We start from the raw sequence: 12,956 nt of genomic DNA on the forward strand, positions 1-12,956 counted from the left end.
TTCCGGGTCTTCATCCCCTGCTGAAACGGGCTGCGGCAAGCCCGTTGCCACTAAGGTGCGATGGACTGGAAAGACATCTCACGCCACGAACTGATGCTCGCCGATGAGATGGAGCGTGTCAGGCCGGATCTATTCTTTCGAAGCATTCCGCACGTTCATCTTATCGAGTGCAGCGCGAAGGCCGGTTGCGAGCTCCTTGGGCTGCCCGACACCCCACCAATGCATGAAAAACAACCGCGGCTCCTCGCGGACCATGTGGTTATGCAAGGCGTTCACGGTCATCCCATGCTCCGTCAGGGCCTGGAAGACGGGGTTGACCTCGTCGGCGACGAGGATCATCTCGCCGTAGCTCACGGCCTTGCCGTCCTTGAGCATGTTCAGCTTGACCTCCGGAGCCGTCTCCAGCGCGTCCGTGGACGGCATTTCATGTCCCATCATCGAGAGCTTTTCGGCCCGCTGGAAAGCAAACTCGATCATGGTGCCCTCGGTCTCGGCGGGCTTGCCGAGCACGGACGTGACAGCTGACCAGTCTACCGTCGACTTCTTCTTTTCCGGCTCCTCCCCGGTCGGCGCCTTGGTCCGGGCGAGAACCGCCTTGGCTTTGCGGGCGAGATCCACGCCGTCGCCCATGCCGGACATATGGGTGAAGAGGATATGAGGCGTCTCTCCGGCGAGGTGGTTGTGGATCGCCGTGATCTCCAGCCCCTGCCGACGCACCTCTTCCAGCACGCCTGCGAGTTCGCTCTCCTGCACAACCGTATCGCCCATGAGCATCATCTTGCCGTCCGGCTGCGGCCAGAAGCCGTACCAGGTGTCCAGGGCCAGATCGGCCGGGACCGGGATGCCCTTGAGGCTCACCTTCAGGTCTGAACGCGGGAAGGTGATCCGCAGGATGCCCTCGTCGACTTTGCCCTTGCGGCCCAGCACGTCCTGGATGGGTTTCCAGTCCTGGGCCGAGGCGGCCGCGGTCGACAGACCGAAGAATAGTGCGGCGAGTAGGGGGATTTTCCTCATGGAAGTCGTCCCTGTTTCCAGATGGGTGGTACGCGGATGGGGCTACGAACCGCATGTTCCGGCCGGACACATCCTTCCCGGCCTGGCTCTGACCGGGCTCAGCGCTTCCAGGCGGCCTCGTTCTTCTGTTCGTAATCGCGGAAGGCCTTCTTGAGCCCGCCGAGCACTTCCGCCGCCGTCTCGAACATCGCCTTGAGCTGCGGCTCGTCGACCTTGCCGATATCCTCGCGCAGATGGTCGATCATTTCCTGCAAGCGGGTCTGCATCTTCTGGGTATGGTGCCGCGGATCGCGGTCGGCTGCGCTGACCATGGCGGATCTCCCTGGCCGGAGGTCACAATCCGCCGCTCACCCGTCACGCAGGATCTCTCGCACGCGGATTGAAAAGCCAACCCGGGTCCTTACTATCGGTTCCCGACAACAAACTTCGATGGCGAATGCGGGGGCGCATGGAACGTGGACGGACGGGAATATCAGAACCATACCTCCGGGTTCGACCGATCCATCTCCCTGTAAGAATGCAATGGCCATGAATACCCATGAGGCCGCTCCAGGAGCGGCGAAGAGACCCCCCGGTCGCCCGGGCGAAGTCTTCGCGGCCTTCCTTAAGCTCGGTCTGACGTCTTTCGGCGGCCCCGTCGCGCATCTCGGCTATTTCCATGACGAGTTCGTGGTCCGGCGGCGCTGGTTCGACGAGCGCGCCTATGCGGATCTCGTCGCCCTGTGCCAATTCCTGCCGGGGCCTGCCTCGAGCCAGGTCGGCATGGCCATCGGTCTGTCCCGGGCCGGCTATCTCGGGGCGCTTGCCGCCTGGACGGCGTTCACACTGCCCTCGGCCATTGCCCTGGTGCTGTTTGCCTTCAGCATCGGGTTCTTAGGGCAGGCGCTTGGCTCCGGCTGGCTTCATGGCCTCAAGGTCGCTGCCGTCGCGGTGGTTGCCCTGGCGGTGTTGGGCATGGCCCGGACGCTGGCGCCGGACCGGGAGCGCGCCACCCTGGCCGTGGTAGCGGCAGCCATCACCCTGGCCTTGCCCTCGGCCTGGGGGCAGATCGGCGCCATCGTGCTCGGTGGTGTGGTAGGCGTGACTCTCCTCAAGGGGGGAGGGCCTATCGCCCACGCCGAACTTCCCCTCTCCGTGAGCCGGCGGGCCGGAATCGTTGCCCTGGTTGCCTTCTTCACCCTGTTGATCGGACTGCCGTTCCTGGCAGCCGCGACGGAGAGCCAGGGTGTTGCCCTGTTCGAGGCCTTCTACCGGGCCGGCTCGCTGGTCTTCGGCGGCGGCCATGTGGTCCTGCCCCTGCTTCAGGCCTCGGTCGTGCCGCCGGGCTGGGTCTCGAACGACGCCTTCCTGGCGGGTTACGGCGCGGCCCAGGCGGTGCCGGGCCCGCTCTTCACCTTCTCGGCTTATCTCGGCGCGGTCATGGGGCCGGAGCCGAACGGCTGGGCCGGGGCAGCTCTGTGCCTCGTGGCCATCTTCCTGCCGTCCTTCCTCCTGGTCGTGGGCGCCCTGCCGTTTTGGGAAGACCTGCGGCGCACGCCGACCGCGCAGGCGGCTCTGAAGGGCGTCAACGCGGCCGTGGTTGGCCTGCTTCTGGCCGCCCTGTACCATCCGGTCTGGACAGCCGGTATCCTCGGCCCCGCCGATTTTGCCCTCGCGGCAGCCGCCTTCCTGCTGCTGTTCATGTGGCGCGCACCGCCGTGGCTCGTGGTGGTTCTGAGCGCCATCGCCGGCGGAGCCATCTCTGTCTTGTAAGGGGGCTGCCGGCAGGCCGGGAGAAACGATCAAGCCGTCAGGCTTTCATCCGAGACCCGGGGCGCGCGCTCCCTGCCTCCGCCTTCTGAGCCGAGCTCTCCTCGGGGGTCGGATAGACGCCAGCCAGCACCTGATTGAAGTGGCGCCGCAATGCGTTGTTGCAGCCGCACGACAAGGTATCCAGCCTCTCGAGGTCCCGCACGCGCACGCTGCCGCGACGTGTCTCCAGCAGATGCCGGCGCTTCAAGGACTGAATGACCCGGCTGACATAGCTCCGACCGACACCCATCATGCTGGCCAACTGCTCCTGGGTGAGGGGAATATCGTGATCACCCGTGCGGTCAATGGCGGCCAGCAGCCATTTCACCGTTCGCTGCTCGATCGTATGAACCGCATTGCATGCCACCGACTGAAAGACCTGTGCCAGTATGCAATCCGCATATCGGGCAAACAGGTGTCGCAGGCTCGGAGACCGGGTTTCGAACTCCTCGAGATCCGCAGTCGAAAGGCGCAGGAACGGACCCGGGAACTGGACCTCGGACCGGGCAAAGGCCGGAAGGCGTCCCTGGCTCACGATTCCGCCGACCGCTCCCTCTCGCCCGATCAGGGCCGTTTCCACCGTGAGGCCATCCTCGAGTTCGACCACAAACGAGACCAGACTGGGCCCACAGGGAAAGTAGACGAATCTGACTTCGTCTCCAGGCTGGTAGAGCTTCGATCCGGCTTCGCCCTCCCACTCCTGGAGCGAAGGCGCCACGATGGCGAGATCTTCAGGCCTGAGGGCACTCAAGAGATTGTTGCCCGAAATCCGTTCCTTAAGGCGCGACGAGACCATGGCAGGCTGCATCAGATGTCTTTCCTCCACTCCTTTGGCAGGTCCAACGCGCTAGGGCGGCTTGTGTTCACCTGTGAACATAACCGGGTCGTTATGTGCACATGTAGACAGACAGGCCCGAGGCGCACGACTACAAGGGCACATAAGTCCCCATCCTGAGGGCGTCATCGAATCGATGAGCCTGACATCGGACCCGTTGAGCAGCGTGGGAACCGGGACGTTGACTCAAACGTAACCGTAACCGCTGATCCATTGAGGCTTTTTATGACGCTTCCGACGCTCTCCGATGCCGCCCCGATCCCGACAGGTGTCCCAGGACTCGATGAAATTCTCGCCGGTGGATATGCAGCCAATCGCGCTCACCTCATCGAGGGACGGCCCGGTTCCGGTAAGACCACACTGGGGCTGCAATTTCTGATCGCAGGCGCAAAGCAGGGCGAGACCTGTCTCTATATCACCTTGTCCGAGAGCAAGCGGGAGCTCATGTCCGTGGCCTCACGCCATGGCTGGACCCTCGAGGGCATCGAGATCTTCGAATTGGTTCCCCCGGAGCTGAGCTTCGATCCGCATCAGCAACAGAGCCTTGTCTACTCTTCCGATCTTGAATTGGGCGAGACGGTCCGCATGGCGATGGCAGAGATCGAGCGGGTCAAACCCAGCCGTGTCGTCTTCGACTCGCTCTCGGAGATCCGGCTCCTATCGCAGGGATCTTTGCGCTATCGGCGGCAGGTGCTGGCCCTGAAGAGCTATTTCCTGCTCAACGACGCCACCGTTCTTATGCTCGACGACCTTACATCCGAGCAGGACGATCTCAACCTGCACTCAATCAGTCATGCGGTCATCCGCCTGGAGCAGGTCGTTCCGGCCTACGGATCCGAGCGGCGCCGGCTCACCGTCACCAAGATGCGGGGCACGGCCTTCCGGGGCGGCTACCACGATCTGGTGATCCAGCGCGGCGGCCTGCGAATCTTTCCCCGTCTCGTGGCGGCCGATCATCACACCTCATTTGCGTTCGACGCGATCCCCAGCAGCATCCATGAGCTCGATACCATTCTCGGCGGGGGACTGAGCCGCGGAACCAGTACCCTCGTCGTCGGACCCTCCGGCGCAGGCAAGTCAACCCTCGCGCTCGGGTACCTCTGGGCGGCTCTGGAGCGGGGCGAGCCCGGCCTGATGATCAGCTTCGATGAAACGACCGGTATCCTGATGCAGAGAGCAAAAGGAGTCGGCTTTGACCTGACGCCCCATGTGGAAACCGGGCGGCTGCGTATCGAGCAGATCGATCCTGCCAACGTTTCGCCGGGTGAATTCTCCGGCCGGGTAAGGGACGCCGTTGAGCAGGGCGGAGCGAAGGTCGTCGTCATCGACAGCCTGACCGGGTATCTGAATGCCATGCCGGAGCAGCCCTTCGTCGTGCTTCAGATGCATGAACTGCTGACCTATCTCAACCAGCAAGGCGTCGTGACGATCCTGATCCTGGCGCAGCATGGGATGGTCGGCCAGATGATCTCTCCGATCGACCTCACCTACTTGAGTGATGCGGTCGTGCTGCTTCGCTTCTTCGAGGCTGAAGGGCGCATCCGGCGAGCTCTGTCGGTCGTCAAGCGACGGACGGGCCCCCACGAGGACACGATCCGGGAGTTTCGGATCGACAGCCATGGTCTGCGCGTCGGTCCTCCGCTAGAAAAGTTCCGAGGCGTATTGACCGGCGTACCGACATTCGAGGGCCAGCGCGCCTCGCTTCTCGAGGAGCGCGAGACCGACGATGACACAGGCCGATGACATGTCCGTGCTGATCCTCGCTCCGCATGGGCGAGACGGCACGGTCGCAGCGGCCATTCTAAGCGAAGTCGGGATCAAAGCCACGATCTGCCCGAGTCCTGAGGCGCTTGTGGCCGCCTTGGATCGATCGGCCTGTGCGGTGATCACCGAGGAGGCGCTTCTCAACGCGGATCGGCGGGAGCTTGCAGATTGGATCAACCTGCAGCCACCCTGGTCCGATATGCCTTTCATCCTGCTGACTCACCGGGGCGGGTCGCCGGTCGAACATCTGACCCAGATGCTGGGAAACGTGACGATGCTGGAACGGCCCTTCCACCCGGCCGTTCTGGTGAATGCCGTAAGGTCGGCCCTACGGGCGCGCCAGCGTCAGAAGGAAGTGGAGGTTCATCTTCAGGAGCGGCAACGGACGCATGAGCGTCAGGCGCTGCTCATCCGCGAACTGCATCACCGGGTCAAGAATACTCTGGCGACCGTGCAGGGGCTGCTCGGGGCCACGGCCCGCTCGACTCACTCCGTTGAGGAATTCTACAATTCGTTCGCGGATCGGATCGTCTCTCTGTCGAATACGCACAATCTTCTCACGGAAGACTATTGGCAGACGGCGCCGCTGATCGAGATGTTCAAGAACGAACTGTCTCACTACGATGATGGCGCACAGCGGCGGATCACACTTGATGGACCGCCCGTCGAACTCTCTGCCGATCTGGCCGTGCCAGTCGGAATGGCGGTGCATGAGCTGACGACGAATGCTGCCAAGCACGGGGCGCTATCGGTCCCGGGAGGGCAGATCGCCGTCGTCTGGAGAGTCCAAGAACTAGGCCCCGGCCGCCGACTTGACATCGACTGGATCGAGCGAGGCGGCCCATTGGTGGGACAGCCCAACCGCAAAGGGTTCGGCTCTACACTTCTGCACCGGGTCCTGACTCATCAGTGCCGCGCGGCCATCAATATCGTCTATGAGCCCAAGGGTCTGGCCTGCCATATGGAGATCCCGCTCGTGGAAGAGCGCCTCGTGCCTGAATACTGAGTATAGCAACACCTTGGGTATGGACTTCCGCCTCCGCCAGATCTTGGCCGTACACTGTGCAGCAAACCAGCGTCAGGGCAGATCCTTAAAGGCCTCGCCTTCAGGATACGAGTAAGACCGACGAAACATGCCGTCATCGGCAACTGTCGCCGGCCGCGAAGATTGAGCGGCTCGTCATATAACGTGGAGCGACATAAAGCGTGCTGCTGGGCTTCATTCTCATGATGGAAGCATCGCTATCTGACCTGCAAACTCCAATGTCAGCACGAAGCCTATAGCGGTTCTTAAGCGAGGCCGTGTGATCTGCACGCCACCGCTTGTACAACCTTGACCGGCTCGTCCGATAACTCATCCAAGCAGGCTAAGCCTTCTGCCACATGATTTCGCGGCCGGTGTCGCAAAAGGTTCAGGCATCGTCTCATTGGGTCAAGCAAGGCGTGGTTGCCTGTGATTTTATCGGCTTCCTTGAGACAGGACAGAGGATTCATCACGCTTGGGCTCTGACTGAGGGATATAGGGCGCCCTTCATCGCAATGGTCCCGCTTGTCGTTCCCGAGGGAATCAAAGCCGCCAGCTCGGCCAAGTGACTATCCAAGTGACTATCATAGACCCGCAGAATGATCCCTTTCGATCGACGTAATGACCAAGAACGGGATTGGTCGCCTCATCGGGCGGAGCATCTGCGGCGGTAGAGCCAGGCCATTAGACCTTTGGGGCAAACGGATTCGAGGAGGCCTTTTCATGTCTAACACTGCGAATATCGGCACGTCGGCTCCGGGCCGTGCAGATCAGGGGCTTGAGCCCCTCCGTGTCAAATGGGGCTGGATCGTCGCACTCGGCGTGGTCTTCCTGATTGCCGGCCTTATCGCACTCGGCAGCGTCGTGATGGCGACCGTGGTCTCGGTGGCTGTCGTCGGCGCCATGATGCTGCTCAGCGGGATCGCCGAAATCATCAACGCCTTCGGCATGAAGAGCTGGGGTAAGTTCTTCCTGTGGGCCCTGCTCGGGGCGCTCTATGTGGTCGCGGGCATCGTGACCTTCCAGAACCCGCTCCTGGCCGCAACCGTCCTGACGCTGATGCTCGGCGTCGCTCTGATCGTTTCAGGGTTCCTTCGCATCTTCCTGGCGACGCAGATGGCAGAGGGCGCGCCCTGGGTCTGGGTCGCGCTCTCGGGTGTCATCACTCTGCTCGTGGGCGGCATGATCCTCGCCCGCTGGCCAGTCTCTAGTCTGTTCGTGCTCGGCATCTTTCTCGGTATCGATCTGGTCTTCGCCGGGATCGGCTGGATCGGCATGGGCCTCGCCCTGAAGCATCGGACCTGACGCGGCTTCAGAAGAACGCGCCGGAACGCCACCCTCTTGAGGCCAAGGGCAGCGGAGGAATTGGCAGTGGGGGAATTCGCAGGAGGAACTCTACATGAACCACACTGAGAAATCCGCTGGCTCGTCAAGAAAGGGCCGCAGACAAGGCGCGCCGGCTTCACCATCACCGCAGGTGCCCCGCCCGGATCGCTTTGCCGTGACGCTGGATGCCAAGACCGGCGAGATCATTCAGATCGAGGGTATCGACGCCACCGGAACGCGCCATGAGCTCTCGAAGGATGAGAGAATCAGCCTGGCACAGGGCAATGGCCAAGCCAGGCTGGAGGAGCTTCTGGAGCAGGTCTTCGAGGCTGGGATCGCCTGCGTGCTGGGTGGCGAGGACGAGCCTGACGAGACCAAGGAGGTCAAGGAGGATGCCGATCTGCGCCGCATCCTGCTGAAGCCGCTGATCGAGGAAAGCCCGGCCGCGCGCCTGATGCGGCGCGACGTGCTCAACCGGGCCATCGTGGAAACGTTGCTCCACCACAGCCTCAAGTCCCGTTCCCAGGGCCCCAATGGAGGCCAACCGAAGGAGCCGGACCCGGATCGTGCCGCCCCGAAGGAAACCCCATGAAACAGAGGAGACTATCATGGCATTAAGCGCTCGTGATGAGGACCTTGCACGGGTCCTGATCGGCAGCCGCGTGCTGAAGCGTCAGCGCATGCGCCGCCTGTTGCTCGCCCATCTTCTGCGCGAAGGACGCGAGGACGAGGATGAAGATAACGGTGCGGAAGACATCGGTGAGGACGAAGGCGAGGACGAAGGAGACATGGGCCGCATCCTGCGTCTTCCGTTGGCTGCCCGCGCGCTGAGACGCCGGCGCATGCGCCGCCTGCTGCTTGCCCACCTCCTGCGCGAGAAACGTGGTGAAGAGGAAGGCTTCGACGAAGAGGATGAAGGCGAGGAAGGCGAGGAGGGAGGCGATGATGAACGCCGTATCGTCCGGCTTCTGATCGCCAGTCGCCTGCTGCGCCGGCGGCGCATGCGCCGTGTGCTCCTGGCTCACCTCATGCGCGAGCGGCGTGAGGACGGAGAGGAGGAATACGGCGAGGAAGAAGAAGGCGAAGAGGGTGGCGATAAGGAGCGCCGCATCCTTCGTCTTCTGATCGGCAGCGCGATACTGAGGCGCCGGCGCGTCCGCCGCATGCTTCTCGCCCACCTCCTGCGCGAGAAACGTGGTGAAGAGGAAGGCTTCGGCGAAGAGGATGAAGGCGAGGAAGGCGGCGACGACGAACGCCGGCTGATGCGCCTCCTGATCGGCAGCCAGATACTGCGCCGCCAACGTGCGCGCCGCATGCTTCTCGCCCACCTCCTGCGCGAGAAGCGCGAAGCGGCCTGACCCGCACGTGGAACAGCGGCGGCGGCGCGGTGCGGGTGGGCCGGAGACTTGGTCTCCGGCCCATTCCTGCTGGATTGATCCATGCACGCTTCGAACCCGGCGAAGGGCGCGTTGAATCGGCGTGTGCATTCTGGACGAAGGTGAGGCCCGATGTCGGATGCAGTACCGCTCACCCGCAAAGATAAGGCCCTCTCCGGCCTCAAGCGCTTCGCGACCATTTTTCTCTATTTCTGGGGCCTTCTTGCCGTCTCGGCTCTGCACAAGTCGCTGATCCTGGCGGAAAGTGGCATTCATTACCGGCAAGGTTTCGCCGTAGTGAATGCTCTTGTACTGGCGAAGATTTTGTTCGTAGCGGAGGAGCTGAAGATAGGTGAGCGCTACGAGCGGGAGCCGCTGGTCTATGCAATGGCATTCAAGGCAGCGGTCTACTCGGCTCTGCTGGCGGCCTTCGAGATCATCGAAGGCCTCGTTATTGGATACTTCCGCAGCGAAACCCTTTCCGAGAGCCTGTCCGATGTCGGCGGTGGCGTCCCGTTTGGCATCGTCACGACGACATTGCTACTCTTCTTCGCCCTGCTGCCCTTCTTCGGCTTCCGCGAACTCTGTGCCGTGGTTGGCGAACCGGAGCTCCATCGTCTTCTCTTCGTCAAGCGGGGACGGTTGACGGTTACTGACGAGGGTTGAACTCCGGCCCTCGCCAGGAAATGGTTCCCGACCGGCAGGGAAATGGTCGACCATGTACCAGGATATGGCCATCCTCTTTTCCTTTGCGTTCCTTTACGCCCTTGTTGCGGCTCGGCTCGAACGTACGCCGATTGCGGGCGCCCTGGTGTTTACCGCCTTTGGGCTTGCCGTCGGCCCGAAGGGTTTGAATTGGCTTGTCCTGGATATTCATGCGCAAAGCCTTCGGGTTCTGGCCGAGCTCACGTTGGCGCTGGTCCTGTTCACGGATGCGGCCAATGCCGATCTCAGGGTTCTCAGCCTCAACTATGGAATTCCGGAACGTCTCCTGCTGATCGGCCTGCCGCTCACGATCCTTCTAGGAGCCGCTATGGCCTCGTTGCTCTTCCCAACGCTTGGAATGATCGAGGCTGCGCTGCTTGCGACCATGCTGGCACCCACTGACGCGGCTCTCGGGAAGGCGGTCGTGGTCAACCCTTCCGTTCCTGCCCCCATTCGCGAGGGTCTGAACGTGGAGAGTGGCCTGAATGACGGCATCTGCGTGCCGGTTCTCCTGGCTCTGCTTGCGATTGCGGCTGAGCCCGTCAGCGGTGCCGGATCCTGGAAGCTGGTGCTTCATCATTTCGTGCAAGAGATCGGGATCGGCCTTGCCGTGGGCGCAGGATTTGCGTTGATCGGCGTCTGGGTTCTCCGGCTTTCCGCCAAGCGAGGCTGGCTGTCCACGGTCTGGAAGCAGCTCCCTGCGATCGCGCTGGCATTCGCGACCTTCTCGGCCGCTCAGGCGCTGGGCGGAAGCGGCTTCATCGCTTCCTTCGTCGGGGGAATCTTGGCCGGCGGTATGGCTCGACACCAGGAGCAAAAGCACGTGCTTCTGCTCACGGCCGAAGGCGCCAGCGACCTCTTCGGCCTGCTGACATGGGTGCTCTTTGGGGCAGTGGTTGTCGGCCAAGCGCTCGACCGGTTGACCTGGGAGGTCCTACTCTATGCCATTCTGAGCCTCACCTTGGTGCGGATGGTGCCGGTCTGGCTCGCCTTGGTGGGCACGGATCTAGGCGCCGACGGCAAGTTCTTTCTGGGATGGTTTGGACCCAGGGGCCTGGCCAGTATCGTGTTCGCCATTATCGTGCTCGATGCGAACCTGCCAGGAAGCAGGATCCTCACGGCAACTGTGGCCTGGACGGTGATCCTCAGCATCCTGGCTCACGGCCTGACCGCGAGCCCGCTGGCCAATGCATTTGCTCGGCGCATCGGCACTTTGAGGACCCACGTCCCATAGTCTCGTAACCGGTGTTGACTCACACGCTCGCCAACAACCTTCAGGGCGAACATGCAGGATAAGCATGGCCGGTATTGCGGTGAGCGGTGCGCGACCTGCCAGCATTGCGTAGCAAGGCTAGAACAAGGCCGATCGAGCTTTGCAGGAGAGATCCGACGCTTGGCTGTCCGCTGAATCCTGAACGGCGATAAATCAGGAAATGGAGTGTCTTGGCCACAGAATTGCCATCGCGATTCAGCAACGGATGTTAAACTGCGCTTCTGGCGTTCTTGATCGATGCTTAATATCCTGACGCATGCTCGCCGAGCCGTGCGCTGCGCGCTTCGAGGGCCCTGTTCCCTGGAGGGTCGCTGATGGAGACGGCTGCTCGTCCGGCCTCGCTAGGATTGAAGCGCTTGGCTCCGGCTTGGCTGATGGATGCCAAGGCAACCCGCGCAATTGTCGGCGTCCTCGTCTTGATGATGGTGGGCCTCCTCCTGAGCGCCACGCTCATGCGTCAGCTCAGAGAGACATGGGATTGGGTGTCTCACACCCGTGAAGTCCAGAGCAAGATCGATGAGGTCGCGTGGGACGTTCTTGCGCTCCAGGCCGGCTTACGCAGCTATATCCTGACCGGAGATGAGGCGCAGCTTGCCCTGCGCAACCAGGCACAGGCCGAACTCCTGCCGGACCTCCGTGATCTTGCCGCTCTGACTCGGGGCGATCCCATCTCCCAGCAAGAGGTTGAAAGCCTCCGCGCACTGGCGCAGGAACGTCTTGCTCATGTCGACGCACTGATTGCGGTGCGTCGACAGGATGGGTTGGAGGCAGCCCGCACCCTGGCCGCATTGGACAGCGATGCCCACCTGACGGCCGCAATTGCTCGGCTCCGGCAGGAAGAGGATCGTATCCTCAAGGACCACCTGGCCCGCGAGCGGCAGAGATCCTGGCTCGTGTTCGGAGCTCTCGGCCTGACGGGCGCCCTCGCCATAGGGCTTGCTGCCGTCGCGGCCTTCATGCTCAACCGTACTCTAGCCCTGCGCGAGACGGTCCTGGTCGAGCAAAAGAACCTCTTGGCGCAGAAGGATCTGATGATGCGCGAGGTCGACCACCGAGTGCGCAACAGCTTGACGCTGATCTATACCCTACTGACCTTGCATCGACGTCAGGTGGCCGAAAACCCGGATCTGGCACGGCACCTCGATGATGCTGCACATCGGGTGATGACGGTTGCCAAGGTTCACGAGCGCCTCTACCGGTCGGAGACACCGGATCAGATAGAGATCGGAGGCTATGTTCGAGAGCTCTGCCGTGATCTGGCCGGATCCCTGGCACAAGGCAGTGAGGATTTCCTCCGAGTGCAGGCTGCACCGGCGACGATGCCGGGCGAAAAGGCTGTTCTGATTGGCCTTATCGTGACCGAGCTTGTCACCAATGCGTTCAAATACGCTCATGTCAGCGCCATGGCCCCCGTCACGGTCAGCCTGGAATCCTCTGCCGACGAGCTTCGTCTGAGCGTAGCCGATCAAGGTCCGGGTCTGCCGGAGGACTTCCGCTTCGAGGCCAGCGGTGGACTTGGCATGCGGGTAGTCTTGATGCTTGTGGGTCAGCTCGAGGGCCATCTGGATGTGAACCGCGAGCATCCGGGTGCACGCTTCGTCGTGACGATTCCGGCCTTCACCAAAACCGGGGCGCCACATCAAACGCGGACAGAGACGCCAGCGGCCGGCTAAAGCATCGGACCCAAAAGTGGATTTGCACTTTTGGGACCCATCCGATGCTGTCTCCTTGGGTAAGAGCATCGTTGACGCGGCCCTCTGGGTCCGCACGATGCTCTAAGGCTGGGTCCTGAATAATCCATCCTGCCGATTCCTCCCGGTAGGGCAGGGGGTAGTTCCCCACCATGCT

General features: G+C 62.3%; 12 protein-coding genes. 8 read left to right on the forward strand and 4 right to left on the reverse strand.

Annotated features, from left to right (window positions below; genetic code table 11):
• Positions 1-129 precede the first annotated feature (129 nt).
• Positions 130-1,014, reverse strand: a complete 885-nt coding sequence (locus C4E04_RS00150) for an LppY/LpqO family protein (protein WP_109593793.1) — start codon at positions 1,012-1,014, stop codon at positions 130-132.
• A 98-nt stretch (positions 1,015-1,112) separates the two neighbouring features.
• Positions 1,113-1,325, reverse strand: coding sequence for a hypothetical protein (locus C4E04_RS00155; protein ID WP_109593795.1), 213 nt, complete (start codon positions 1,323-1,325; stop codon positions 1,113-1,115).
• Between the two features lie 217 nt (positions 1,326-1,542).
• On the opposite strand from C4E04_RS00155, the gene chrA reads away from it, so the two are divergent.
• On the forward strand, positions 1,543-2,766 hold the full coding sequence (gene chrA / locus C4E04_RS00160; protein ID WP_109600606.1) for a chromate efflux transporter: 1,224 nt from the start codon (positions 1,543-1,545) through the stop codon (positions 2,764-2,766).
• A gap of 37 nt (positions 2,767-2,803) precedes the next feature.
• Here chrA and C4E04_RS00165 read toward each other — a convergent pair whose 3' ends face one another.
• Positions 2,804-3,613, reverse strand: coding sequence for a Crp/Fnr family transcriptional regulator (locus C4E04_RS00165; RefSeq protein ID WP_109593797.1), 810 nt, complete (start codon positions 3,611-3,613; stop codon positions 2,804-2,806).
• A 252-nt stretch (positions 3,614-3,865) separates the two neighbouring features.
• Between C4E04_RS00165 and C4E04_RS00170 the strand changes: the two genes are divergently transcribed.
• The 4 genes from C4E04_RS00170 (at position 3,866) to C4E04_RS00190 (ending at position 8,346) form a co-directional block, all read left to right on the forward strand.
• The gene (locus tag C4E04_RS00170; RefSeq protein WP_109593799.1) at positions 3,866-5,383 is read left to right on the forward strand and encodes an ATPase domain-containing protein; all 1,518 of its coding nucleotides are present in this window, start codon (positions 3,866-3,868) and stop codon (positions 5,381-5,383) included.
• Positions 5,367-6,410, forward strand: a complete 1,044-nt coding sequence (locus tag C4E04_RS00175; RefSeq protein WP_109593802.1) for a sensor histidine kinase — start codon at positions 5,367-5,369, stop codon at positions 6,408-6,410. Before C4E04_RS00170 ends, C4E04_RS00175 begins: the two co-directional genes overlap by 17 nt.
• Before the next feature lie 741 nt (positions 6,411-7,151).
• Positions 7,152-7,733: an HdeD family acid-resistance protein gene (locus C4E04_RS00185; RefSeq protein ID WP_109593807.1), complete on the forward strand. Its 582-nt coding sequence runs from the start codon at positions 7,152-7,154 to the stop codon at positions 7,731-7,733.
• A 196-nt stretch (positions 7,734-7,929) separates the two neighbouring features.
• Positions 7,930-8,346 carry a hypothetical protein gene (locus C4E04_RS00190; protein ID WP_162559217.1) on the forward strand — a complete coding sequence of 139 codons (417 nt, stop codon included), beginning with the start codon at positions 7,930-7,932 and terminating at the stop codon, positions 8,344-8,346.
• A gap of 22 nt (positions 8,347-8,368) precedes the next feature.
• Here C4E04_RS00190 and C4E04_RS00195 read toward each other — a convergent pair whose 3' ends face one another.
• Positions 8,369-9,199 carry a hypothetical protein gene (locus tag C4E04_RS00195; protein ID WP_162559218.1) on the reverse strand — a complete coding sequence of 277 codons (831 nt, stop codon included), beginning with the start codon at positions 9,197-9,199 and terminating at the stop codon, positions 8,369-8,371.
• A 63-nt stretch (positions 9,200-9,262) separates the two neighbouring features.
• On the opposite strand from C4E04_RS00195, the gene C4E04_RS00200 reads away from it, so the two are divergent.
• The 3 genes from C4E04_RS00200 (at position 9,263) to C4E04_RS00210 (ending at position 12,781) form a co-directional block, all read left to right on the forward strand.
• Positions 9,263-9,796: a hypothetical protein gene (locus tag C4E04_RS00200; protein WP_109593813.1), complete on the forward strand. Its 534-nt coding sequence runs from the start codon at positions 9,263-9,265 to the stop codon at positions 9,794-9,796.
• Between the two features lie 52 nt (positions 9,797-9,848).
• Positions 9,849-11,069 carry a sodium:proton antiporter gene (locus C4E04_RS00205; RefSeq protein ID WP_109593815.1) on the forward strand — a complete coding sequence of 407 codons (1,221 nt, stop codon included), beginning with the start codon at positions 9,849-9,851 and terminating at the stop codon, positions 11,067-11,069.
• Positions 11,070-11,482: 413 nt separating this feature from the next.
• On the forward strand, positions 11,483-12,781 hold the full coding sequence (locus C4E04_RS00210) for a sensor histidine kinase (RefSeq protein WP_162559219.1): 1,299 nt from the start codon (positions 11,483-11,485) through the stop codon (positions 12,779-12,781).
• Positions 12,782-12,956 lie beyond the last annotated feature (175 nt).

This window comes from Microvirga sp. 17 mud 1-3 (genome assembly GCF_003151255.1).
Classification (GTDB): domain Bacteria; phylum Pseudomonadota; class Alphaproteobacteria; order Rhizobiales; family Beijerinckiaceae; genus Microvirga.